Annotated in this window: 20 protein-coding genes; 8 read left to right on the forward strand and 12 right to left on the reverse strand. The window is 72.2% G+C overall.

Annotated features, from left to right (window positions below):
• Positions 1 to 254: 254 nt before the first annotated feature.
• From D9V36_RS31720 to D9V36_RS31740, 5 genes are all read right to left on the reverse strand, one after another.
• Positions 255 to 878, reverse strand: a complete 624-nt coding sequence (locus tag D9V36_RS31720) for a GntR family transcriptional regulator (RefSeq protein ID WP_129296787.1) — start codon at positions 876 to 878, stop codon at positions 255 to 257.
• Between the two features lie 158 nt (positions 879 to 1,036).
• Entirely contained in the window at positions 1,037 to 2,806 is a 1,770-nt protein-coding gene (gene sucB / locus D9V36_RS31725; protein ID WP_129296788.1) for a 2-oxoglutarate dehydrogenase, E2 component, dihydrolipoamide succinyltransferase, read from the reverse strand.
• Between the two features lie 56 nt (positions 2,807 to 2,862).
• Positions 2,863 to 4,251, reverse strand: coding sequence for a dihydrolipoyl dehydrogenase (gene lpdA, locus D9V36_RS31730; protein WP_129296789.1), 1,389 nt, complete (start codon positions 4,249 to 4,251; stop codon positions 2,863 to 2,865).
• 324 nt (positions 4,252 to 4,575) lie between these two features.
• The gene (locus D9V36_RS31735; RefSeq protein WP_129296790.1) at positions 4,576 to 6,114 is read right to left on the reverse strand and encodes a leucyl aminopeptidase; all 1,539 of its coding nucleotides are present in this window, start codon (positions 6,112 to 6,114) and stop codon (positions 4,576 to 4,578) included.
• 209 nt (positions 6,115 to 6,323) lie between these two features.
• Complete coding sequence (locus D9V36_RS31740) at positions 6,324 to 7,118, reverse strand: adenosylcobinamide-GDP ribazoletransferase (RefSeq protein ID WP_129296791.1); 795 nt, start codon at positions 7,116 to 7,118, stop codon at positions 6,324 to 6,326.
• A 115-nt stretch (positions 7,119 to 7,233) separates the two neighbouring features.
• Between D9V36_RS31740 and D9V36_RS31745 the strand changes: the two genes are divergently transcribed.
• On the forward strand, positions 7,234 to 7,971 hold the full coding sequence (locus tag D9V36_RS31745) for a hypothetical protein (RefSeq protein ID WP_129296792.1): 738 nt from the start codon (positions 7,234 to 7,236) through the stop codon (positions 7,969 to 7,971).
• Here the strand turns inward: D9V36_RS31745 and D9V36_RS41530 are convergent.
• The 5 genes from D9V36_RS41530 to D9V36_RS31770 form a co-directional block, all read right to left on the reverse strand.
• Positions 7,946 to 8,746: a hypothetical protein gene (locus tag D9V36_RS41530; RefSeq protein WP_241721127.1), complete on the reverse strand. Its 801-nt coding sequence runs from the start codon at positions 8,744 to 8,746 to the stop codon at positions 7,946 to 7,948. The two genes, D9V36_RS31745 and D9V36_RS41530, sit on opposite strands and share 26 nt — an antisense overlap.
• A complete protein-coding gene (locus D9V36_RS31755; protein WP_129296793.1) occupies positions 8,743 to 10,509 on the reverse strand; it encodes a phosphatidylglycerol lysyltransferase domain-containing protein in 1,767 nt (588 codons plus the stop codon). Before D9V36_RS31755 ends, D9V36_RS41530 begins: the two co-directional genes overlap by 4 nt.
• Positions 10,510 to 10,653: 144 nt before the next feature.
• Positions 10,654 to 11,700, reverse strand: coding sequence for a nicotinate-nucleotide--dimethylbenzimidazole phosphoribosyltransferase (cobT, locus tag D9V36_RS31760; protein WP_129296794.1), 1,047 nt, complete (start codon positions 11,698 to 11,700; stop codon positions 10,654 to 10,656).
• A gap of 21 nt (positions 11,701 to 11,721) precedes the next feature.
• Complete coding sequence (locus D9V36_RS31765; protein WP_129296795.1) at positions 11,722 to 12,483, reverse strand: class I SAM-dependent methyltransferase; 762 nt, start codon at positions 12,481 to 12,483, stop codon at positions 11,722 to 11,724.
• A 62-nt stretch (positions 12,484 to 12,545) separates the two neighbouring features.
• Complete coding sequence (locus tag D9V36_RS31770) at positions 12,546 to 13,913, reverse strand: bifunctional adenosylcobinamide kinase/adenosylcobinamide-phosphate guanylyltransferase (RefSeq protein ID WP_129296796.1); 1,368 nt, start codon at positions 13,911 to 13,913, stop codon at positions 12,546 to 12,548.
• A 159-nt stretch (positions 13,914 to 14,072) separates the two neighbouring features.
• Between D9V36_RS31770 and D9V36_RS31775 the strand changes: the two genes are divergently transcribed.
• A complete protein-coding gene (locus D9V36_RS31775) occupies positions 14,073 to 14,288 on the forward strand; it encodes a hypothetical protein (protein ID WP_129296797.1) in 216 nt (71 codons plus the stop codon).
• An 80-nt stretch (positions 14,289 to 14,368) separates the two neighbouring features.
• Here D9V36_RS31775 and D9V36_RS31780 read toward each other — a convergent pair whose 3' ends face one another.
• The gene (locus D9V36_RS31780; RefSeq protein ID WP_129296798.1) at positions 14,369 to 14,965 is read right to left on the reverse strand and encodes a DUF3043 domain-containing protein; all 597 of its coding nucleotides are present in this window, start codon (positions 14,963 to 14,965) and stop codon (positions 14,369 to 14,371) included.
• A gap of 314 nt (positions 14,966 to 15,279) precedes the next feature.
• Here D9V36_RS31780 and D9V36_RS31785 point away from each other — a divergent pair, with 314 nt between their 5' ends.
• The 6 genes from D9V36_RS31785 (at position 15,280) to D9V36_RS31810 (ending at position 23,249) form a co-directional block, all read left to right on the forward strand.
• Positions 15,280 to 16,077, forward strand: coding sequence for a PspA/IM30 family protein (locus tag D9V36_RS31785; RefSeq protein WP_129296799.1), 798 nt, complete (start codon positions 15,280 to 15,282; stop codon positions 16,075 to 16,077).
• A 57-nt stretch (positions 16,078 to 16,134) separates the two neighbouring features.
• Positions 16,135 to 16,413, forward strand: coding sequence for a PspA-associated protein PspAA (gene pspAA / locus D9V36_RS31790; protein WP_088797311.1), 279 nt, complete (start codon positions 16,135 to 16,137; stop codon positions 16,411 to 16,413).
• Positions 16,414 to 16,521: 108 nt separating this feature from the next.
• The gene (locus tag D9V36_RS31795) at positions 16,522 to 17,823 is read left to right on the forward strand and encodes a sensor histidine kinase (protein WP_129296800.1); all 1,302 of its coding nucleotides are present in this window, start codon (positions 16,522 to 16,524) and stop codon (positions 17,821 to 17,823) included.
• Positions 17,820 to 18,506 carry a response regulator gene (locus D9V36_RS31800; RefSeq protein ID WP_129296801.1) on the forward strand — a complete coding sequence of 229 codons (687 nt, stop codon included), beginning with the start codon at positions 17,820 to 17,822 and terminating at the stop codon, positions 18,504 to 18,506. The genes D9V36_RS31795 and D9V36_RS31800 overlap by 4 nt, the downstream gene beginning before the upstream one ends.
• Positions 18,507 to 18,683: 177 nt before the next feature.
• Positions 18,684 to 21,911 carry an efflux RND transporter permease subunit gene (locus D9V36_RS31805; protein WP_129296802.1) on the forward strand — a complete coding sequence of 1,076 codons (3,228 nt, stop codon included), beginning with the start codon at positions 18,684 to 18,686 and terminating at the stop codon, positions 21,909 to 21,911.
• Positions 21,912 to 22,163: 252 nt separating this feature from the next.
• Positions 22,164 to 23,249: a methyltransferase domain-containing protein gene (locus D9V36_RS31810; RefSeq protein WP_129296803.1), complete on the forward strand. Its 1,086-nt coding sequence runs from the start codon at positions 22,164 to 22,166 to the stop codon at positions 23,247 to 23,249.
• A 48-nt stretch (positions 23,250 to 23,297) separates the two neighbouring features.
• Here D9V36_RS31810 and D9V36_RS31815 read toward each other — a convergent pair whose 3' ends face one another.
• The gene (locus D9V36_RS31815) at positions 23,298 to 23,501 is read right to left on the reverse strand and encodes a DUF397 domain-containing protein (RefSeq protein ID WP_129296804.1); all 204 of its coding nucleotides are present in this window, start codon (positions 23,499 to 23,501) and stop codon (positions 23,298 to 23,300) included.
• Between the last annotated feature and the right edge of the window lie 74 nt (positions 23,502 to 23,575).

Here is a 23,575-nt window from a genome sequence, read left to right on the forward strand (position 1 = left end):
CTTTCCGGACGGGAGATAGCTCGGGGGTGCCGTCGTGACCGGCCGCGTCCTTCAGGGTGGACGGCGGCCTTGACGACACCCCCTACGAGTTCGGCAGGCAGGGTTGTCGCGCCCCGACGGAAGACGATACGCCTCTGATCGATGATCGATCAACGCTCTCCGGACGAATAACCGCAGGTCGGCACGGGGTGCCGCAATTTTGGGCACCGCGTGCCAGCCGGGAGAGGGGACCGCCGGCCCCGTCCGAGTCCTTCTCAGACCCGAGGTGCGCAGCTCAGGACGTGTGACTTGAGCAAGGCGCCGATCTTCGGGTCGCGCCGCCGGAACGCGTCCACGATCTCCTGGTGGTCCTGGGCGTGCGAACGCGGCTCCGGGCTGAACCAGCGGATCGACAGCGTCGTCCAGACCTCGATGCCCAGCGACTCCCAGGTGTGCAGCAGGACGGCGTTCCCGGCCGCCTGCACGATCTCCCGGTGGAAGGCCACGGTGTGCCGCACCTGCGCCTCGCCGTCACCGGCCAGGTCCGCCGCGCGCAGCGCCGCCACCTCGTGCTCCAGCGCCACGGTGTCCTCGGCCAGCCGCCCCGCGGCCAGTTCGGCGGCCACCTGCTCCAGGCCGGCCCGCACCGGGTAGCTCTCCTTGAGGTCGTCCGCGGTCAGATTCCGTACCCGTACGCCCTTGTTGGGTGCCGACTCGATCAGCTGCAGCGATTCCAGCTCCCGCAGCGCCTCCCGTACGGGCGTCTGGCTGACCTCCAGCTCCACCGCGATCCGCCGCTCCACGATCCGCTCGCCCGGCTGCCAGCGGCCGCTGACGATCCCCTCGAGGATGTGCTCGCGGATCTGCTCGCGCAGCGAATGGACGACGGGCGGGGTCATGAGGTGCTCCTTCAGAGCGCGTGGTGACGAGGGGGCCATTATCCGGGACGGGCGGAAGGGCCCGGGCGAAAGTGCTCAGGACGCGCAAAGGGGCCGGCCCCGGCTCGTACGAACCGGGGCCGACCCCTGCTTGCACACCTATGGCGTGACTGCCGGAATCAGAGACCGATCTCGGTCTCGAACTCGGCGGCCTCCAGGATCTGCTTGACCGTGGTCAGGTAACGGGCGGCGTCCGCGCCGTCCACCAGACGGTGGTCGTAGGAGAGCGCCAGGTAGGTCATGTCGCGCACCGCGATGGTCTCGCCGAGGTCCGGGTGGTTGATGACCACCGGGCGCTTGACGGTCGCACCGATGCCCAGGATGCCGACCTGGTTCGGGGGCACGATGACGGTGTCGAACAGGGCGCCGCGCGAACCGGTGTTGCTGATGGTGAAGGTCGCACCGGACAGCTCGTCCGGCGTGATCTTGTTCGCGCGGACCTTGCCCGCCAGGTCCGCCGTCTTGCGGGCGATACCGGCGATGTTGAGGTCACCGGCGTCCTTGATGACCGGGGTCATCAGGCCCTTCTCCGCGTCCACCGCGATACCGACGTTCTCGGTGTCGAAGTAGGTGATGGTGCCCTCGTCCTCGTTGATCCGGGCGTTGACGACCGGGTGGGCCTTCAGCGCCTGGACCGCGGCCTTGACGAAGAACGGCATCGGGGAGAGCTTGACGCCCTCACGCTGCGCGAACGCGTCCTTGGCCTTGTTGCGCATCCGCATGATCGCGGTGATGTCCACCTCGACCACGGTGGTCAGCTGCGCCTGGCCGTGCAGGGCCTTCATCATGTTGTCGCCGATGACCTTGCGCATCCGCGGCATCTTGACGGTCTGGCCGCGCAGCGGGGACGCCTCGATGACCGGGGCCTTGGAGGCGGCCGGGGCGGCGGCCGGAGCCGGGGCTGCGGCCTTGGCGGCCTCGGCGGCTGCGGTGACGTCCTGCTTGCGGATGCGGCCACCGACACCGGTGCCCTTGACCGTGGACAGGTCGACGCCGTTCTCCGCGGCGAGCTTGCGCACCAGCGGGGTGACGTAGGCGCCGTCGCCCTCACCGGCGGCCGCGGGGGCCGGGGCGGGGGCAGCGGCCGGCTGGGGGGCCGGAGCCGGCGCGGCCGGAGCCGGGGCGGCAGCGGCCGGAGCGGGAGCCGGGGCCGGCGCGGTGGCCGGTGCCGGGGTGGGCTCCGGAGCGGCGGCCGGGGCCGGCGCGGCCGGAGCCGGGGCGGCGGCCGGAGCGGCACCTGCGGCACCGATGACGGCGAGCTTGGCGCCGACCTCGGCCGTCTCGTCCTCACCGACGACGATCTCCAGCAGGGTGCCGGACGCCGGGGCGGGGATCTCGGTGTCGACCTTGTCGGTCGAGACCTCCAGCAGCGGCTCGTCGGCCTGGACCTCCTCGCCGACCTCCTTCAGCCAGCGGGTGACGGTGCCCTCGGTGACGCTCTCGCCGAGCGCGGGGAGGAGAACTTCAGTGCCGGAGGCTCCAGCGGAGCCGGTGCTTGCACCGGGGGTGCCCTCGGCGCCGCCCGCGGGGGCAGCGGCGGGGGCGGGGGCCTCGGCGGCCGGAGCCGGCTCGGGCTGCGGCTCGGCCGCGGGGGCCTCGGCGGCGGGCGCCTCGGCGGCGGCCGGGGCCGCCTCGGCCGCGGGCGCACCGCTGCCGTCGTCGATGAGGGCCAGCTCGGCGCCGACCTCCACGGTCTCGTCCTCGGCCACCTTGATGGCGGACAGGACACCGGACGCCGGGGCGGGGATCTCGGTGTCGACCTTGTCGGTCGACACCTCGAGCAGCGGCTCGTCGGCCTCGACGCGCTCACCCTCGGCCTTGAGCCAGCGAGTGACGGTGCCCTCGGTGACGCTCTCGCCGAGCGCCGGCAGGGTTACGGAAACCGCCATGGTTTCAGTTGCTCCTTACAAGTGTGGTGCGGATGTGGTCGCGCCCGGGACTGGGGTCAGTCGTGGGAGTGGAGAGGCTTGCCGGCCAGGGCCAGGTGGGCCTCGCCGAGGGCCTCGTTCTGCGTCGGGTGCGCGTGGATGAGCTGCGCAACCTCGGCCGGCAGGGCCTCCCAGTTGTAGACCAGCTGGGCCTCACCGACCTGCTCGCCCATACGGTCACCGACCATGTGGACGCCGACCACGGCACCGTCCTTGACCTGGACGAGCTTGATCTCGCCCGTGGTCTTCAGGATCTTGCTCTTGCCGTTGCCCGCGAGGTTGTACTTGAGAGCGACGACCTTGTCGGCGCCGTACAGCTCCTTGGCCTTGGCCTCGGTGATGCCCACCGAAGCGACCTCGGGGTGGCAGTACGTGACGCGCGGCACGCCGTCGTAGTCGATCGGCACGGTCTTCTGACCGGCCAGCCGCTCCGCCACCAGCATGCCCTCGGCGAAGCCGACGTGGGCGAGCTGGAGGGTGGGAACGAGGTCACCGACGGCCGAGATGGTCGGCACGTTGGTCTGCATGTACTCGTCGACGAGGACGTAGCCGCGGTCCATCGCGACGCCCTGCTCCTCGTAGCCCAGGCCCGCCGAGACCGGCCCGCGGCCGATCGCGACCAGCAGCACCTCGGCCTCGAAGGTCTTGCCGTCGGCGAGGGTGACCTTCACGCCGTCGGCGGTGTACTCGGCCTTGTCGAAGAAGGTGCCGAGGTTGAACTTGATGCCGCGCTTGCGGAAGGCCCGCTCCAGCAGCTTGGAGCTGTTCTCGTCCTCGACCGGGACGAGGTGCTTGAGGCCCTCGACGATGGTCACGTCGGTGCCGAAGGACTTCCACGCGGAGGCGAACTCGACGCCGATGACGCCGCCGCCCAGCACGATCGCGGACTTCGGCACGCGGTCCAGCGTGAGCGCGTGGTCCGAGGAGATGATGCGGTTGCCGTCGATCTCCAGGCCCGGCAGCGACTTCGGCACGGAGCCGGTCGCCAGCAGGACGTGGCGGCCCTGGACACGCTGGCCGTTCACATCGACGGAGGTCGGGGAGGACAGCCGGCCCTCGCCCTCGATGTAGGTCACCTTGCGAGAGGCGATCAGGCCCTGCAGGCCCTTGTACAGGCCCGAGATGACCTCGTCCTTGTACTTGTGGACCGCCTTGATGTCGATGCCCTCGAAGGTGGCCTTGACACCGAACTGCTCGCTCTCGCGAGCCTGGTCGGCGATCTCACCGGCGTGCAGCAGCGCCTTGGTGGGGATGCAGCCGTTGTGCAGGCAGGTACCGCCGACCTTGCCCTTCTCGATCAGGGCGACGTCCAGGCCCAGCTGCGCCCCGCGCAGGGCAGCGGCGTAACCACCGCTACCGCCTCCGAGGATCACTAGGTCGAAAACGGTGCTGGCGTCGTTCGCCACGTCACGTCCTCCATGCATGGGTACGCCGGAGCCGGTCTCCGATGACCGGGCGGCGGCTGTGGTTCGGCCGCTTTTACTTCGGCCCTGGGTAAGGGGGGCCCTGTCCTGCCGAGAACCCATCTTCGCACTTGTTCCACGAAGCCGGGACGGCGGGCCGGTCTCAGGGCGGATGATCAGCCGCCCCGTAAGGGTTACCGGCGCGTACTGGCGTACGGATTTCGTTGAGGGCGAACACGGGACGCGGACGCGCCTACGGCCCCGGGCACTATGCCCGGGGCCGTACGGAAATGACGGACAACAGGGAGGAAGCTCCCCGGCCGGCCGTCAGCCCAGGTCGCCCGCGGCGGTGCGCTCCGCCAGCCGCACCAGGGTGCGCACCGCGGATCCCGTGCCGCCCTTGGGGGTGTAGCCCCACGGCGCGCCTTCGTGGAACGCCGGGCCCGCGATGTCCAGGTGGGCCCAGGTGATGCCCTCGCCGATGAACTCCTTCAGGAAGAGCCCGGCGACCAGGCCGCCGCCCATCCGCTCACCCATGTTGGCGATGTCGGCAACCGGGGAGTCCATGCCCTTGCGCAGCTCGGACGGCATCGGCATGGGCCAGGACTGCTCGCCGACCTCCTCCGCGATCTCGTGGATCGAGGTGCGGAACGCGTCGTCGTTGGCCATGATCCCGAAGGTGCGGTTGCCGAGCGCCAGCACCATCGCGCCGGTCAGGGTGGCGACGTCCACGATCGCGTCCGGGGTCTCCTCCGAGGCGCGGGTCAGCGCGTCGGCCAGCACCAGACGGCCCTCGGCGTCGGTGTTCAGCACCTCGACGGTCTTGCCGCTGTACATGGTCAGCACGTCACCGGGACGGGTGGCGGAGCCGGACGGCATGTTCTCGGCGAGCGCCAGCCAGCCGGTGACGTTCACCTGCAGGCCGAGGCGGGCGGCGGCCACGACCGCGGCGAACACGGCGGCCGCACCGCTCATGTCGCACTTCATGGTCTCGTTGTGGCCGGCCGGCTTGAGCGAGATGCCGCCCGAGTCGTAGGTGATGCCCTTGCCGACCAGGGCCAGGGTCTTGTCCGCCTTGGGGTGGGTGTACGCGATCCGCACCAGCCGCGGCGGGGTCTCCGCGCCCTGGCCGACGCCCATCAGGCCGCCGTAGCCGCCCTTCTTGAGCGCCTTCTCGTCCAGTACCTCGACCTTGAGGCCGAACTCCTTGGCCGCGGCCTGCGCCTCGGCCGCGAAGGTCTTCGGGTCGAGGGCGTTGGGGGGCATGTTGATCAGGTCGCGGGCGCGGTTGATCTCCGCGGTCAGCGCCTGGGCGCGCTCGGCGGCGGCCTTGAACTCCTTGTCACGCGGCTTGCCGCCCAGGAGCGCGACCTCCGCGAGCGGCGCCGACTTGGCGTCGTTCTTCTTGCCGCCCTTGGCGCCGTTGCCGTTGCTGCGGTAGGCGGTGAAGGAGTACGCGCCGAGCAGCGCGCCCTCGCTCACCGCGGCGGCCGCCTCGGCGTCCTCGACCGGCAGCGCGAAGGCGGCCTTCTTGGTGCCGGTCAGGGCGCGGGCGGCGCTGCCCGCGGCGCGCCGCAGTGCCTCGGTGTCGTAGGCCTCGTCCTTGCCCGGCGCCTCGCCGAGGCCGGCCGCCAGCACGACCGGGGCCTTGAGACCGTCGGCGGCGGGCAGCTTGGTCACCTCGCCCTCGGCACCACTTGCGCCGAGGGTCTCCAGCACAGCGGCGAGCTTGCCGCCGAAGGCCTTGTCCACGGCCTCGGCGCCGGGGGCGACAACGACGCCCTTGGCGCCCTTGGCCACGCCGACGACGACGGCATCCGCGCGCACCGTTGCGGCGGAAGAAGTACTGAGGGTCAGTGCAGTCACGGTGATGAAGGTCCTGTTCCGTCCGGGGAATCCGTCTGCGCGCAGCGCGCTGCTGCGGCCGAGCCTACGCTCGGCGGCGCCACAAGGCCCGTCCAATACCACACCGGCACATAACGGGGCCGGGGGAGTTGCCGGTATGCGGGGTGAACTGCCCTTGTTTGTCGCGGAGTCGGGGGAATCGGGAGGCGCTCCCTGGCGGGGGCCGCGCGCTACCCGAGAGCCAGCGCCACCACTGCCGTGAGCCCCGCGCTCTCCGCGAGCGCCCCGAACACATCGCCGGTCACCCCGCCCAGCCGCCGCCGGCAGTGCCGCAGCAGCAACTCGCCCAGCCCGAGGCCGAGCAGCGCCGCGAGCCCGGAGTGCAGGGCGCCGTACGCACCGAACGCGGCGCCGGCCGCCGCGCATCCGGCCACCACCGCCCCCGTGCACAGCAGCGCCGCCCGCACCGGGACGGTGCCCGCGACCGCCGCGCCGAGCCCTTCCGGACGGGCGGCCGGCACCCCCGTACGGGAGGCGAGGGTCAGCGCACAGCGTGCGGTGACCCCACCGACGACTGCCGCGACGGCGCCGGGTGCCCAGCCGTCCGCGTACAGCGCGTCCAGCGAGGCCACCTGGGACAGCAGGGCGAACAGCAGCGTGATGACCCCGAACGGGCCGATATCGGACTGCTTCATGATGTGCAGTGCCTCGTCGGCGGGTTTGCCGCTGCCCAGCCCGTCGGCGGTGTCGGCGAGTCCGTCCAGGTGCAGCCCGCGGGTGAGCACGGCGGGCACCACGGTGGTGGCGACCGCGGCGAGCAGCGGACCGCCGCCGAGCAGCAGCAGCGCCGCGCCGAGCGCGGCCGCGCACAGCCCGGCCACCAGTCCGGCCAGTGGCGCGCAGAGCATGCCGCCGCGTGCCGCCTCCCGGTCCCAGCGGGTGACGCGTACCGGCAGCACGGTCAGCGTGCCGAAGGCGAAGCGCAGGGCGTCGAGGGGGGCCGGGGGAGCGGGGGTGTCGGTCACCGCGGCAGGCTATCCGGGCGCCCGCCGCGTTCGGCCGCCGGTCCGGACCGTCACCCGTCAAACCGGGCCGCAGGGTGGTGAAGTGTCCCTACCCGACAAATGGGGAGCGTGTGGGATGGGCCACTGGTGGTACCGCAATATCGTCGAGCCGGGGAAGCTGCCGCTGCTGCTCGCCCTCGCCTCCTTCGTGCTGACCTTCCTCGTGACCCGGGTCGTCACCCGGCTCATCCGCGCGGGGAAGGGGCCGTTCCGCAACCTCACCCCCGGCGGTGTGCACGTCCATCACGTGGTGCCCGGCGTGATCCTTATGGTCCTCGGCGGGTTCATCGCCCTCGCGGGCGGCCGGCGCGGCTTCCGCTCCGGGGTCGCCGCGGTGCTCTTCGGTATCGGCGTGGGCCTCGTCCTCGACGAGTTCGCGCTGATCCTCCATCTCGACGACGTGTACTGGAGTGAGGAGGGGACCAAGAGCGTCGAGATCGTCATCCTCACCGTCGCCCTGGTGGCCCTGATCCTCGCCGGCTTCCTGCCGTTCGGCGTCAACGAGATCGGCCCGGCGGAGAGCACCGACCGCTTCACGGTCGTGCGGACCGTGGCCGTCAACTTCCTCTTCGCGCTCGTCGCGCTCACCAAGGGCAAGGGCCGGATCGCGGTCATCGGGGTCTTCGTGCCGTTCGTCGCGCTCTTCGGCGCGATCCGGCTGGCCCGCCCCAACTCGCCCTGGGCCAGGCGCTTCTACCGCCGCCGCCCGAAGGCGCGGGCCCGTGCCCGGGTCCGCGCCTACCGTCACGACCGCCGCTGGTCGGCCCTGCGCCGCAAGGTCGAGCACATCATCGGGGGTGCTCCCAGCCGCTGACCCGCGGTACGTCCACCGGCGCGCGCAGCCGCCCCAGCTCCCACAGCGCGCACACTACGAGCACCGCCAGCACCGCCGCGACATGCTCCTTGCCCGCCAGGTTGTTCTTGATGGACACCACCTCGACGACCATCGCCACGGCGACCGCGGCACAGGTGAACCACGCGCGGTAGCGCCAGCACACGAACACCGCCAGCCCCACCACGGCCGCCGACGGCCCGGTGTCGACGACGTACTTGTCCGAGTCGGGCAGCCCGAGCGGGCTCACCGGGCCGATCCAGATGCCGATCCGCGCGTACATCGTCCCGGCGAGCGTGGCGACATAGGCGATCAGCAGGGTCTGCCGCCGGCCCACACAGATCTCCGCGATCCCGAAGACCACCAGGATCTGCACCAGCGCCCCCCACACCGGAAGGTCCAGTGCCGGGACGAACAGCGACAGGGGGGTGCGCAGCAACGCCAGCCACAGGTGCTCCCAGGCCTGTACGGAGCCGGTGTTCTGGACCGCCTGATAGCCCCAGGCCTGGTTCTGCACGAAGTGGAGGACCAGGGTCAGGCACACCGCGGTGAGCGTCAGCGGAATGGCCCGCAGCTTCGCCGTGACCAGCGAGGACCGTACCGTCCGCAGGAGCGGGCCCCACTCGCGCAGCGCGGCGCGGACCGGGGCGGACAGCTCCCGCCGCCCCGGAGCGGGGCCGTCCCGCCGCCCGGGCACCGGCCCCTGCCGCCGCCCCGGCACCGGCCCTTCCTGCGGCCCCGCACCGGCCGCGCTCATCGCGCGTGTTCCAGGTGCGTGCGGTTCAGCCACTTGGGCAGGCCGGGTGCTTCCAGAAAGCCTTCCGCGCGGCCGGCGGCGATTCCGATCCGCAGCAGATCGGTGCTCTTTTCGAAGAGCATGTACCGCGGCTCCCAGATCGGCCGGTATTTCGCATTGGCGCGATAGAGCGATTCGATCTGCCACCACCGGGAGAAGAAGCTGAGCAGCGAGCGCCACAGGCGCAGCACCGGGCCCGCGCCGAGTCGCGATCCACGTTCGAAGACGGAACGGAACATCGCGAAGTTCAGCGAGAGTTGGGTGACCTCCACCTCTTTCGCCCGCTGGATCAACTCCAGCACCATGAACTCCATCAGACCGTTCTCGGAGTTCCGGTCCCGCCGCATCAGATCCAGCGAAAGGCCTTTTTCGCCCCAGGGCACAAAGCTGAGCAGCGCCCGCAGCTCGCCCGCTTCCTCCCCCGCGCCGCCGTCGCGGCATTCGAGCATCACACAGCGCCCGTCGCCCGGGTCGCCGAGCCGGCCCAGCGCCATCGAGAAACCGCGCTCGGTCTCCCCGTCGCGCCAGTCGTCGGCCAGCCGCAGCAGCTCGGCCATCTCCGCTGCCGGGATGTCCTCGTGACGCCGGATACGGACGGTGTAGCCGGCCCGCTCGACGCGGTGGTAGGCCTGCCGTACGGTCCGCATCGCGCGGCCGCCGAGGGTGAACTCCGCGGTGTCCACGATCGCTTCGTCGCCCAGCTCCAGCGCGTCCAGACCGTGCCGGGCGTAGATCGTGCCGCCCTCCTCGCTCGCGCCCATCACCGCGGGCGCCCAGCCGTGCTCCCGCGCCTCGGCCAGCCACACCTCGATCGCCCCCGGCCAGGCCTCGGGATCCCCCAGCGGATCGCCGGAGGCCAGCGACACCCCGCCCACCACGCGGTAGGTGACCGCCGCCTTGCCGCTGGGGGAGAACAGCACGCTCTTGTCGCGGCGCAGCGCGAAGTAGCCCAGCGAGTCACGGTCGCCGTGCCGCGCCAGCAGCGCGCGCAGCCGCTCCTCGTCGTCCGCGCCGATCGCCTCGGTGCTGCGGACGGACCGGAACGCCGCCCACAGGACCGCGACCAGCAGCAGCGTGCTGAGCACATTGATCGTGACGTTGACCCAGTTCGGGGTGGCGATCTCCGGGAAGGCGCGGTCGTCGGCGGCCAGCGACACCAGCCGCATCAGGCCGTAGCGCCAGCGCTGCACGAACGTCGAGGCGCCGTCCCCCGCGGCGTTGGTGACGGTCACCAGCAGTGCGGCCAGCAGCGAGGCGATCAGCAGACCGCCGGCCGCGACCGTCGCCGCCAGTTTCGGGTTCGCGCGGTCGCCTTTGGCGGAGAACTCGCGGCGCCCCACCACCAGCGCCGCGGCGAACAGCACGGTCACTCCCAGGGACACCCAGTTCTGCGCATGCCCGCGGAACTCCGGGGCCGCGACCATCCCGTATCCGAAGAGCAGCGCCAGAAGTCCGGACAGCACCAGATTCAAAATCCAGGCCGCCCGCTTGCCCCGCCGCAGGGTCACCGACAAGAAGAGCGAGAAGGCACCGGAGGCGAACCCCGCCGTCAGCAGATACGGAGTAAAGAATTCCGCGATGTTGTGCCGGCGGATGTCATTGCCGAACGACACCCATACCGCGCTCAGCAGATTGATGAAGGTGACCGTGCGCAGATACCAGATGCCGAATGCGGCACCACGCTGTGACCACGTGCCGCGAGGGCGGTCTTCGTCCGGACTCAAGCGATGTCTCCCATAAAACGTGTAAAGCGCGATCTTATGGGGAGCCGCCGGTGGTCCGGTACGGGCATCACGTGGTGAGCGCCCGGGCCGGGCGCTCGTCCGCTCGCTTCCTGCGGCGGCCGGCCGGGGTGGGCCGGCGCCGGGTCAGTCGCGTACGGGCAGCTCTGCCGCCAGGGCCGCCGCCGCCCGTACCAATGGCAGGGCCAGCAGCGCCCCGGTCCCCTCTCCAGCAGTGACGCCGTGGTCGAGCAGAGGGTTGAGCGCGATCCGGTCCAGCGCCTTCGCCTGGGCCGGCTCCCCGCTCGCCTGCCCGGCCAGCCACCAGTCCGGCGCCCGGAACGCCACCCGCTGCGCCACCAGCGCACAGGCCGCCGAGACCACCCCGTCCAGGATCACCGGAGTCCGGCGCACCGCGCTCTGCAGCAGGAAGCCGGTCATCGCGGTCAGATCCGCGCCGCCGACCGTGGCCAGCAGCTCCAGCTGGTCGCCGAGCACCGGACGGGCCCGCCGCAGCGCGTCGCGGATCGCCGCGCACTTGCGCATCCAGGCCAGATCGTCGATGGGGGAGCCGCCCCGCCCGGTGACCACCGAGGCGTCCGTGCCGCACAGCGCGGCGATCAGTGTGCTCGCCGCGGTCGTCCCGCCGACGCTCAGATCGCCCAGCACCACCAGATCGGTGCCCGCGTCCGCCTCCTCGTCCGCGACGGCCATCCCGGCCCGGAACGCCGCCTCGGCCTCCCCGGCCGTCAGCGCGTCCTCGATGTCGATCCGCCCCGAACCGCGCCGCACCCGGTGCCGGGTGACGTCCTCGGGCAGCTCCTGCGGGTCGCAGTCCACCGCCAGATCCACCACCCGCAGCTGCGCCCCGGCGCCCCGGGCCAGCACCGCGGCCGGGCTCGACCCGTCCAGCACGGCCCGTACGAGATCCCTGGTGCCGCCGGCCGGCCGGGCCGACACGCCCAGCTCGGCCACCCCGTGATCGCCCGCGAACAGCAGCACCCGCGGCCGCTCGACGGGCCGCACCGGCACCTGCTGCTGCGCGGCGGCCAGCCACTCGCCCAGCTCGTCCAGGCGGCCGAGCGCACCCGGCGGCACGGCCAGCCGGGCCCGCCGCTCCTCGGCATCACGGCGTGCACCGCCGTCGGGGCGCTCGATCAGGTGGGCGAAGTCGTCGAGGTTCAAGGCGCTCATTGGGCGCAGATTACCGTCAACTCACCGCTGACGAAGCGCACCGGGGGGAACGGCCCGAGGGGAACCGGCCGCGGCGAACCGGACCTCGCACACCAGCGGTGCCCACTCGCGCAGCACCGGGACGCGCCGCCCGCGCCACACCAGCCGGGACCACAGGCCGCCCGCCGCCGCGCCGCCCGGTACGGCCGGCTCCGGGCCGATTTCGCGCACCGCGACGATGCCCGGGTGCAGGCAGGCCACCCGCGGCAGCTGGGCACGGTCCAGCCCCCAGCACGGGGCGGTCCGCCGGCCGCCGGCCGCGGCGGTCCGCATCGCCAGCGCGGTCGCCCGCCCTGGCAGCGCGTCAAAGAGCAGCACCCCGCCGGGAAACCGCTCCGCACACGCCGCCAGCAGCGCGCGCACCGCGGGCGGCGGCAGCCGCATCAGCACCCCGGGAGCCGTGACGACGACCCCGCGCCACGGCTCCGGCACCGCGTCCAGCCAGGCGTGATCGGTCACCGCGCGGGCCACGGTCCGCCGCCGGGCGCCGTCCGGGAGCAGCATCCGGCGGGCCGCCGCGGTCTTCGGGGGCGCCACCGTCAGCCAGGTCAGCCGCCCGTTGTCCAGCCGCCAGAAACCGGTGCCCAGCCCCTCGCCGAGCGCGACCACCGTCGCCTCCGGATGCCGCTCCAGATAGGCGCGCACGGCCGCGTCGAACAGCCGCCCGCGCCCCCGGGGCTCCCGGACGGCCCCCGCGGCCCACCCGGCCGGCGCTTCGGATTCGGTCCGCTCGGATTCGGTCACGGGTCAAGAGCACCCGCCGCCGCGCCCCCGGGCAAGCGGACACGGGCCGTGCCGGGCCCGTGTCATCCACGCAGCGCAAGCGCCTGCCCCGCGACGACCAGCAGCACCTGCTCGCACTCCGCGGCGAACGCGGCGTTCAGCCGCCCCAGTTCGTCACGGAACCGGCGGCCCGCCGACGTCGCCGGGACGACCCCGGACCCGACCTCGTTGCTCACCGCCACCACCGGCCTGCGCGTCTCGCGCAGCGCCGCCACCAGCGCATCGGTCCGCTTCCGCAGCGCCTCCCGGCCGCCGGCCTCCCAGGTCGCGTCGTCCCACGCCCCGACGTCGTCCATGACATGCGTCAGCCACAGCGCCAGACAGTCGATCAGCAGCGGCGAGGTCCCGGCCGGGCGGCCGGTACCGGGGCCGGGGCCCGCACCGGGCCCGCCGGCTTCCGTGTCCGGCCCGGCATCTTCCCGGCCCAACCCCCTGGCCTCCGCTCCCGCCCCGACGGCATCCGGGTCCGGCCCGGCCCCCAGCAGCGGCAGCAGATCGCAGGTCTCGACGGTGCGCCAGCTGCCGGGGCGCCGCTCGCGGTGCAGCGAGACCCGCTGTGCCCAGTCCTGGTCGCCGTCCCGGGTCCCCCCGGTGGCCACGTACACCACGTCGGGGAAGGCCGCGAGCCGCCGCTCCGCCTCCACCGACTTGCCGCTGCGCGCCCCGCCCAGCACCAGGGTCCGCCGCGGCAGATCCGGCACCGCGTGAAACTCGCCGACCACCAGCGTGCTGCCGTCCGCCACCGCGCGGGCCCCCACCGCCGCCAGCCTGCGGTGCAGTTCGGGCCCCGGCGGCACACCGTGGTCGAGGTGCACCGCGACCACGTCCGTCGCCGCGTCGACCGCGCCGCTCGCCCGCAGCCTGGCCAGCGCATCGGGCCGCTTCACCACGTCGAGCAGCACCAGGTCGTAGGGGCCGGTGCCGCCGGGGCCCGCCTCACCGCCGCCCGCCGCCCGGCCGTTCCCGTTGCCCAGTCCGGCCGGCGCCGCGCCCGGCGGCAGATACAACAGCCGCTCGCCGTCCGCGCCGGAGATCTCATAGCCGGTGCCGGGGATGTCCACCGCGACGGCGCGCACCCGGTGCCCGTCGAGCAGCGCCAGCTCCCGCCCGTCCGCGACCCGGCCCGGCTGCGGCAGCCCGGCGGGCACCTCCAGCGCCGGGCCGTCGTGCGGATGGGAGAGCAGCACCTGCCGTACGCCCGCCAGGGACTGCCCGGCACGGGCGGCCGCGAAGGCCGGGCCCGGCGTGAGGTCGATCATCAGCGCGCCGTCGACGAGCAGCGCGGTCGCCGCCCGCGCCTCGTCGCCGACGGCGTTCGCACAGGCGGCACACGGGCAGCCGGGGCGCGGCAGCCCCTGCGGGGCCCCGGTGCCAAGGAGAGTCACATCCACACCGCCGAGTTTCCCGTGTCCACGGCGGGCGGGCGCGGCGGGGGCGGACTCGACACGGCCGTTAGGCTGCCGATCAGCACGGAAGCACGGCACCGGGGGTGCGTCAGGACGCGCCCGCGGTGGCACAGATTCGTACTCGGTGGGATCCAGGAGGCGCACATGGCGTGGACGTGGCGGTTCGAGAAGGCCGACGGTTCGGAGACGGCGCCGGCCGTGCAACCGGAGGAGTTCACCACCCAGGGCGACGCGGAGTCCTGGATCGGCGAGGAGTGGAAGGCCCTCCTCGAAGGCGGCGTCGACCAGGTCAGGCTCTTCGAGGACGGCACCGAGATCTACGCGGGCCCGATGAGCCTGCACGCGGCCGCGGAGGACTGAGCCCCGACGACGCGACGGGGCACCGAACGACGTGTGGCCGGGCCCGAACGGGCCCGGCCACACGTCGAAGAGAATCGCGGCTACGGCCGCTGTCCCCGCTTCACCTGCGGCTTCGGCAACCGCAGCCGCCGCATCTGCAGCGTCCGCATCACCGCGTACGCCTTCACGCCCTTGAGGTTGTCGTTCGGGAAGCGCTCCTGCAGCCGCTTGCCCAGACGGAACCAGATCAGGACCGAGTCGAGCACCATCAGCACGATGATCACGAACCACAGCAGCAGCGCGATGCTCTGGACCGACGGCACCCGGATCATGGTGAGCACCAGGATCACCACGGCCATCGGCAGGAAGAACTCGGCGACGCACCAGCGGGAGTCGACGTAGTCACGCGCGAAGCGGCGCACGGGACCCTTGTCGCGCACCGGCAGATACCGCTCGTCGCCGCTGGCCATCGCCTCGCGCTGGCGGGCCATGTCGACCCGGCGGGCCTCACGCTGGGCCTTCGCCGCGTCCTTGCGGTTCGTGGGCGTATGCGCACGGGAGCGGCGCTGCGACTGGGCATCGCTGCGTTTGGGCGTAGGGCGGCCCTTGGGGGCCTGCGGATCGCGGGGCTGCTGGGGCTGGTCCGCGGTCACCTTGGCGGTCGCGGCCTGCTCATCCTTCGAACGGCTTCGGAACACAACACCCAAGAGTACGTGCTCGCCGCGGGGGAGCCACGGTCCGACGGGCACGATCCGGCAACGGCGCTCGCGGAAACCGGCTTCTGAGCAGGCCGGAACCCCTGCCCTACCGGGACAGAGCGGACATCGTGCCGATTGTCCGGACTCTCCCTACTCCTTGCGCGGGAGAAGAACGCGCGCCGATCGTCCTGGAGGAGGAGCGCATCCGGGTCCGAACAGTGCGGTAATGGAACCAGGGCCCGTACTGTGGGGTCTGTAGATGTGCTGGAGCCTAAGCCCGAGGTGACTCGGTCAGAAGGGGGCGCGCGAGGCCCATGAGCGATGGTGTCATGAAGCGGATGGGGATGATCTTCCGCGCGAAGGCCAACAAGGCCCTGGACCGGGCCGAAGACCCGCGCGAAACCCTCGACTACTCGTACCAGAAGCAGCTGGAGCTGCTGCAGAAGGTGCGCCGCGGCGTCGCCGACGTGGCGACCTCCCGCAAGCGCCTGGAGCTGCAGCTCAACCAGCTGCAGGGCCAGTCCGCCAAGCTGGAGGACCAGGGCCGCAAGGCGCTGGCGCTCGGCCGCGAGGACCTGGCCCGCGAGGCGCTGAGCCGGCGCAGCGCGCTGCAGCAGCAGGTCACCGACCTGGAGACGCAGCACCAGACGCTGCAGGGTGAGGAGGAAAAGCTCACGCTCGCGGCGCAGCGGCTGCAGGCCAAGGTCGACGCCTTCCGTACGAAGAAGGAGACGATCAAGGCCACCTACACGGCCGCCCAGGCCCAGACCCGGATCGGCGAGGCCTTCTCCGGCATCTCCGAGGAGATGGGCGACGTCGGCATGGCCATCCAGCGTGCGGAGGACAAGACCGCACAGCTGCAGGCCAGGGCCGGTGCCCTGGACGAGCTGATGGCCTCCGGCGCGCTGGACGACCCGACCGGTATGGCCAAGGACGACATCACCGCCGAGCTGGACCGGCTCTCCGGCGGCAGCGACGTCGAACTGGAGCTGCAGCGGATGAAGGCCGAGCTCGCGGGAGGTTCGTCCGGCCAGCAGGCCATCGAGGGCGGTCAGAACGGCGGGGCACAGTCCGCCCCGCAGCAGGACCGGCCGCGTTTCGACAAGCAGTGACGGCCGGCGGCGGATAGCCTCGCCGGAGATCGTCGGACCGGACCAAGGGAGACCGTCGTGATCGTACGGATCATGGGGGAGGGCCAGGTGAAGCTGGACGATGCCCACTTCACCGAGCTCAACCGACTGGACGATGAGCTGCTGGCCGAGATGGAGAGCAACGACGAAGCAGGTTTCCAGCGCACTCTCGATGCCCTGCTGGACGCGGTCCGCCGGCTCGGTACACCGCTTCCCGACGATGCCCTCGAACCGTCCGAACTCATCCTGCCGTCCGCCGACGCCTCTCTCGAAGAGGTCAGGGACATGCTCAGCGACGACGGCCTCATCCCGGGCTGAACCCCGGTCCGGCCCCGGCCCTGCCTGGTCCGGGCCCGGTCCGGTCACTCCACTCCAGCGCACGGCGCCCCGGTCCCCCGACGGACCGGGGCGCTACCGTTTGCTCTTGTGAGCCACCTCGACCCCCGCCCGGACACGCCCCGCACCGGCCGCTTCCCGTGGCAGCGGGCCCATCCGCTCGCCTTCGACACCGTCCTGGCGGTGGCGGTCTTCGTGTGCGTGCTGTGCGGCGCGGTGGCCGACCCGCACGGCCCGCACGGCCCGCGGCTGGGCGCTCACCACCTCTCCGCCACGACCGTGGGCTTCGCCGCGCTGGCCTGCGCCGCCCTGGTCCTGCGCCGCCGGCTGCCCCGTACGGTCCTGGCCGTCACCGGCGTCTGCACCATCGTCGAACTGCTCGCCCGCTCCAGCGACCCGCGCGCCCCCGTGGCCGCCGCCGCGGTGATCGCCCTCTACAGCCTGGCCTCGCGCACCGACCGCCCCACCACCTGGCGGATCGGCGCGCTGACCGTGGTCGTCCTGACCGCCGCCGCGATGCTCTACGGCCCCCGCCCCTGGTACGCGCAGGAGAACATCGCGATCTTCGCCTGGACCGGCATGGCCGCGGCGGCCGGCGACGCGGTCCGCAGCCGCCGGGCCTTCGTCGACGCCATCCGTGAGCGCGCCGAACGCGCGGAGCGCACCCGCGAGGAGGAGGCCCGCCGCCGGGTCGCCGAGGAGCGCCTGCGCATCGCCCGTGAGCTGCACGATGTCGTCGCCCACCACATCGCGCTGGTCAACGTCCAGGCCGGCGTCGCCTCGCATGTCATGGACAACCGTCCCGACCAGGCCAAAGAGGCGCTGGCGCACGTCCGCGACGCGTCCCGCTCGGCGCTGGAGGAACTCCGTGCCACGGTCGGCCTGTTGCGGCAGTCCGACGACCCCAAGGCGCCGACCGAGCCCGCACCCGGCCTCGGCGTCCTCGACCAGCTCGTCGATGGTTTCGTCCGCGCCGGGATCCCCGTCGATCTGGAGATACCGCACGAGCCCCGCGCGCTGCCCGCCTCCGTCGACCTCACCGCCTACCGTGTGGTCCAGGAAGCGCTCACCAACGTCCACAAGCACGCCGGCGAGGGGGCCCGCGCCACGGTGCGGATCCTGCACTCCGAGACCGCGCTGGCCGTGACCGTCCTGGACGACGGCGCGGGCCGGGCCGGCATCCCGCGGCAGAAGGGCGGCGACCGGCCGCCCGTGGAGCCGGGCGGGCCCGGCGAACCGGAGGACAGCGGCGGCGGCCACGGCCTGATCGGGATGCGCGAGCGGGTCTTCGCGCTGCGCGGCACGGTCGTGACCGGCCCGCGCGCGGCCGGCGGCTTCCAGGTGCGGGTCACCCTTCCGCTGCACACCGTCCGTACGGGGGAGTCCACATGACGATCAAGGTGCTGCTCGCCGACGACCAGACGCTGCTGCGCAGCGCCTTCCGGGTGCTGGTCGACTCCGAGCCGGACATGGAGGTGGTGGCGGAGGCCTCCGACGGCGCCCAGGCGTACGAGCTGACCCGGGCGAAGCGCCCCGACGTCGTCCTGATGGACATCCGGATGCCCGGGGTGGACGGCCTGGCGGCCACCCGCATGATCAGCGAGGACCCGGAGCTCACCGGCGTCCGGGTGGTCATCCTGACGACCTTCGAGGTCGACGACTATGTGGTGCAGTCGCTGCGGGCCGGTGCCAGCGGCTTCCTGGGCAAGGGCGCCGAGCCGGACGAGATGCTGGGCGCGATCCGGATCGCCGCGGCCGGCGAGGCGCTGCTGTCGCCCGTCGCGACCAAGGGCCTGATCGCCAAGTTCCTCGCGCAGGGCGGCAGTACGGGGGACGGCGGGCCCGGCGGCCCGGGCACCGAGCGGCTGGCGACGCTGACCGGCCGGGAGCGAGAGGTGCTGACCCTGGTGGCCGGCGGGCTGTCCAACGACGAGATCGCCGAGCAGCTGGCGGTCAGCCCGCTCACGGTCAAGACGCATGTGAACCGCGCGATGGCCAAACTCGGCGCCCGCGACCGCGCCCAGCTGGTGGTCATCGCCTACGAATCGGGACTCGTACGCCCACGGGTGCAGTGAGGCCCGTACGCCCAGGGGTGCAGTGAAGGTGGAGCGGCCCGTACTCCCAACGCGGTACGGGCACCGGCCGAATACCGACCTGCGAGCGAGGAAAACCGGCCAGGGCATGGCGGAAGGTGTAGGTGGGCCCGGGAAAGGCCCCGCCGACCGTTTCAGAACAGAAGAGAGACCCCACCCATGTCCTGGCTGTCCCGACTCAGCCTCGTACAACGGGGCCTGATAGCGCTGATGTCGATCGTGGCGATCGCCTTCGGCGCCATCGCGATCCCGCAGCTCAAGCAGCAGCTCCTGCCGTCCATCGAACTCCCGATGGTGTCCGTGATGGCCCCCTACCAGGGCGCCTCCCCCGAGGTCATCGAGAAGCAGGTGATCGAGCCGCTGGAGGACGGTGTCCAGGCGGTCGACGGCATCAAGTCCGTCACCTCGACGTCGAGCGAGGGCTCGGGCGTCATCATGGCGCAGTTCGACTACGGCAATGACTCCAAGCGCCTGGTCGCCGATGTCCAGCAGGCCGTGAACCGCGCCCGCGCCAAGCTGCCCGACGACGTCGACCCGCAGGTGGTGTCCGGCTCGACCGACGACATCCCCACCGTGGTCCTGGCCGTCTCCTCCGGCTCCAAGGACCAGCAGACGCTGGCCGACCAGCTCAACCGCAGCGTGGTGCCGGACCTGAAGAACATCGACGGCGTCAGCCAGGTCCGCGTGGACGGCGTCCAGGACCGGATCGTCGCGGTCACCCCCGACGACAAGAAGCTCGCCGCCGCAGGGCTGAGCGCCCAGTCGCTGGGCCAGGCGCTGCAGAACGGCGGGACGTCGGTGCCCGCGGGATCGTTCTCCGAGGACGGCAGGAGCAAGACCGTCCAGGTCGGCGCCGGCTTCACCTCGGTCGCGCAGATCAAGGACCTCAGGTTCGCCCCGTCGGCGGGCGGCGGTGCGTCCGCCGGCGCTGGTGCCTCCTCGGGCGGCGGTGCTCCCTCCGCCGGCAGCGGTCCGTCCGCGGGCGGGCGTCCGGGCGGCGCGGTCCGCCTCGGCGATGTCGCCACCGTCAAGGAGGAGCAGGCCACTCCGACGTCCCTGACCCGCACCGACGGCAAGCCCAGCCTCGCCGTGAACGTGACGATGGACAAGGACGGCAGCGCGGTCGCCATCTCCGACGCCGTCAAGGGCAAGCTCTCCACGATCCGTCAGGACCTGGGCAAGGGCACCCATGTCACGGTCGCCTCCGACCAGGGCCCGCAGGTCTCCAAGTCGATCGACTCGCTGACCACCGAGGGCCTGCTCGGCCTCGCCATGGCGGTCATCGTCATCCTGGTCTTCCTGCTCAGCCTGCGCTCCACGCTGGTGACCGCGGTCTCCATCCCGCTCTCGGTCGTCATCACCCTGATCGTGCTGTGGACCGGTGACCTCTCCCTCAACATGCTCACCCTCGGCGCGCTGACCATCGCGATCGGCCGCGTCGTCGACGACTCCATCGTCGTCCTGGAGAACATCAAGCGGCACCTGGGCTACGGCGAGGAGCGCCGCGAGGCCATCCTGAGCGCCGTCAAGGAGGTCTCCGGAGCGGTCACCTCCTCCACCCTCACCACGGTCGCGGTCTTCCTCCCGATCGGTGTGGTCGGCGGCATGGTCGGCGCCCTGTTCGGCTCCTTCTCGGTGACCGTGACCGTCGCCCTGCTCTCCTCCCTGATCGTCTCCCTGACCGTCGTCCCGGTGCTGTCCTACTGGTTCCTGCGGGCCCCGAAGATCCCCGAGGGCAGCACGGTGGACGACCTGCGCCGGGCGGCCGAGGAGAAGGAGGCCAAGAGCCCCCTCCAGCGCTTCTACGTCCCGGTCCTGCGGTTCGCCACCCGCCGCCGGCTCACCAGCCTGGTCATCGCCGTGGCGGTCCTCCTCGGCACCTTCGCCATGGGCCCGCTGCTCAAGACCAACTTCCTCGACCAGGGCGCCCAGGACACCCTCACCCTCAAGCAGGAGCTCCCGCCCGGCACCAGCCTGGGCGCGGCCGACAAGCAGGCCAAGCGGGTCGAGAAGGTGCTCGCGGCCAACGACGACATCGCCGATTACCAGGTCACCGTCGGCTCCTCCGGCTTCATGGCGGCCTTCGGCGGGGGCACCGGTGCCAATCAGGCCTCCTACCAGCTCAAGCTGAAGGACTCCGCGGACTCCGACAAGGTCACCGAGGCGCTCCGTGCCGACCTCGGCAAGCTCGGCAAGTCCATCGGCGACACCAGCTTCGCCACCGGCGGCGGCTTCGGCAGCCAGGACCTGAGCGTGGTCGTCAAGTCCGGTGACGCCGAGGTCCTGAAGAAGGCCAGCGAGCAGGTCCGCAAGACCGTCGCCGGCCTCGACCACGTCACCGACGTCCAGAGCGACCTCTCCCAGAGCGTCCCCCGGATCTCCGTGAAGCCCGACGCCAAGGCGGCCGCGGCCGGTTACGACCAGGCCTCGCTCGGCGCGGCGGTGACCCAGGCGGTCCGCGGCACCACCAGCGGCAAGGCCGTCCTGGACGACACCGAGCGCGACATCGTGATCAAGTCGGCGCACCCGGCCACCACCGAGGACGGGCTGAAGAACCTGACCCTCCCGACCCCGTCCGGCCCGGCGAAGCTCAGCAGCCTCGCCACCGTGCGGACCGTCCCCGGCCCGGTCCAGATGACCCGGATCGACGGCGCCCGCTCGGCGACCGTCACCGCCAAGCCGACCGGCGACAACACCGGCGCGGTCAGCGCCCAGCTCCAGCAGAAGATCGACGCGCTGAAGCTGCCGGACGGCGCCACCGCGACGATCGGCGGCGTCTCCCAGGACCAGTCCGACGCGTTCTCCTCGCTCGGCCTGGCGATGCTGGCGGCCATCGCCATCGTCTTCATGCTCCTGGTGGCCACCTTCCGCTCGATGATCCAGCCGATGATCCTCCTCGTCTCGATCCCCTTCGCGGCGACCGGCGCGATCGGCCTGCTGGTCGCCACCGGCACCCCGCTGGGCGTCCCGGCGATGATCGGCATGCTGATGCTGATCGGCATCGTGGTCACCAACGCCATCGTGCTGATCGACCTGATCAACCAGTACCGGTCGCAGGGCTACGGCGTCGTCGAAGCGGTCATCGAGGGCGGCCGCCACCGTCTCCGTCCGATCCTCATGACCGCCCTGGCCACGATCATGGCGCTGCTGCCGATGGCTCTGTCCATCACCGGTGACGGCGGCTTCATCTCCCAGCCGCTCGCCGTGGTCGTGATCGGCGGACTGATCACCTCCACCCTGCTCACCCTCCTCCTCGTCCCGACGCTCTACGCGATGATCGAGCTCCGCAAGGAGCGCCGGGCGGAGAAGAGGGCCGCGAAGCGGTCCGCCAAGGACGGCCCGCAGCCCGAGGAGACCGACCGCACACCGGAGCCGGCGAGCGTCTGACGACGGCCTGACCGGCGGAGCCCGGTGAAGAAACGATGCCCCCGCAAGCCGGTGCTTGCGGGGGCATCGTGCTGGGCATCCCCGTCCCGGGGTCCGCAACGGCCCCGCACCGACGAAGGGGGAGCACGATGGGCAAGCACGGGGACGGCAAGGGCGGCGCGGAGGGCGACAAGCAGCAGAGCCCGAAGGAATCCGACGGCCGGTGGACCAAGCCGGTGACCGACCCGCCGAAGAAGAAGTAGGGGCAGCGCCATGTCCTCACCGAGCCGGCTGGTGGAAATCCTGCACAACAAGGGCGAGCTGGCCCCCGAATGGGCCCCGACGGTCGCCGCCGTCGACCGCGCGCACTTCGTCCCGGACACCTTCGAGGTGGCCGACCGTACGGTTTCCCGCTCCGCGGACGAGGCGGAGTGGCGCCGGATGGTCTACGCCGACCTGCCCCTCATCACCCAGCACAACGACGGCCGGCGCACGGCGGGCGAGGTGACCTTCCCCACCTGCTCGACGTCCATGCCCTCGCTCATGCTGGCGATGGCCGCGGTCGTCCGGGACGGCGACACGGTACTGGAGGTCGGCACCGGCACCGGCTACCACGCCGCCTGGCTCGCCCACCGGCTCGGCGGGGACCGTACGACCACGATCGAGACCGACAAGGACCTGCACGACATCGCCCGGGACAACCTCACCCGGGCGGGCCTGCACCCCCACACGGAGTGCGGCGACGGCCTGGCGGGCGTCCCCGCGCGGGCCCCCTTCGACCGGATCATCGCGACCTGCACGGTCCGCGACATCCCCTACGCCTGGGTGGAGCAGACCGTACCGGGCGGCACGATCCTCACCCCGTGGGGCTCCTCGTTCCACTCCTATTCGTTCGCCACCCTGACGGTCCGCGACGGCCGGGCCACCGGCGGCTTCTCCGGCCGCCCCGCCTTCATGTGGGCCCGCCAGCAGCGCCGCTCCTACGGCCGCATCAGGGACTGGTACCACGGCGAGGAGGGCGACCACTCCACGACCACACTCGACCCCCGGGCGCTGGAGGACGACCCGCACGCCCGCTTCGCCGTCGGCCTCCGGGTACGCGACGCCTGGCCCCTGCTGTGCCACGCCGACGACGGCAGCGACGAGGCCACCTACTGGCTCTTCGACGACGCCCGCACCTCATGGGCCACCGCCGAATACGTCCCCGGCCGCGCGATCCACGACATCGAACAACACGGCCCACGCCGCCTGTGGGACGAGGTCGAGTCCGCCTACCGCGCCTGGCGCTCCCAGGGCAGCCCGCCCCGCGACCGCTACCGCATCACGGTCACTCCCGATGGCCAGACCGTGTCCCTCTGACGGCCCGGCCCGTCCCGCTGGCGTACCGGGACGGGCCGAACTGCGCCTCTAGCTCCGGTGCTTGAGGGAGGCGACGAACGCCGTCCAAGCCGCCGCCGGGATGAGGAGCGCGGGTCCGTGGGGGTTCTTGCTATCGCGGACGGGGACGAGGCCCGGGAAGTCGTCGGCGATCTCGACGCAGCTCCCGCCGTTGGGGTTGCTGTGGCTGCTCTTGCGCCAGTGGACTGCGCTCAGTGCTGGGATGTGTCGCATGGCGTGTGGTCCTCCTTGCGTCCTGAATCGCAATTGCTGATTCCACGAGGGGTGTCCGCGTTGCCGTACCGCGG

The sequence above is a fragment of the Streptomyces lydicus genome (assembly GCF_004125265.1).
In the GTDB taxonomy this organism is placed as follows: Bacteria; Actinomycetota; Actinomycetes; order Streptomycetales; family Streptomycetaceae; genus Streptomyces; species Streptomyces lydicus_C.

Excerpts from the sequence above, each read along its gene's own strand:
- D9V36_RS31720 (WP_129296787.1), bottom strand. The coding sequence starts at position 878 with ATGACCCCGCCCGTCGTCCATTCGCTGCGCGAGCAGATCCGCGAGCAC.
- sucB (WP_129296788.1), bottom strand. The coding sequence starts at position 2,806 with ATGGCGGTTTCCGTAACCCTGCCGGCGCTCGGCGAGAGCGTCACCGAG.
- D9V36_RS31745 (WP_129296792.1), top strand. The coding sequence starts at position 7,234 with ATGGGCCACTGGTGGTACCGCAATATCGTCGAGCCGGGGAAGCTGCCG.
- D9V36_RS41530 (WP_241721127.1), bottom strand. The coding sequence starts at position 8,746 with ATGAGCGCGGCCGGTGCGGGGCCGCAGGAAGGGCCGGTGCCGGGGCGG.
- cobT (WP_129296794.1), bottom strand. The coding sequence starts at position 11,700 with ATGAGCGCCTTGAACCTCGACGACTTCGCCCACCTGATCGAGCGCCCC.
- D9V36_RS31775 (WP_129296797.1), top strand. The coding sequence starts at position 14,073 with ATGGCGTGGACGTGGCGGTTCGAGAAGGCCGACGGTTCGGAGACGGCG.
- D9V36_RS31785 (WP_129296799.1), top strand. The coding sequence starts at position 15,280 with ATGAGCGATGGTGTCATGAAGCGGATGGGGATGATCTTCCGCGCGAAG.
- D9V36_RS31800 (WP_129296801.1), top strand. The coding sequence starts at position 17,820 with ATGACGATCAAGGTGCTGCTCGCCGACGACCAGACGCTGCTGCGCAGC.
- D9V36_RS31805 (WP_129296802.1), top strand. The coding sequence starts at position 18,684 with ATGTCCTGGCTGTCCCGACTCAGCCTCGTACAACGGGGCCTGATAGCG.
- D9V36_RS31810 (WP_129296803.1), top strand. The coding sequence starts at position 22,164 with ATGTCCTCACCGAGCCGGCTGGTGGAAATCCTGCACAACAAGGGCGAG.
- D9V36_RS31815 (WP_129296804.1), bottom strand. The coding sequence starts at position 23,501 with ATGCGACACATCCCAGCACTGAGCGCAGTCCACTGGCGCAAGAGCAGC.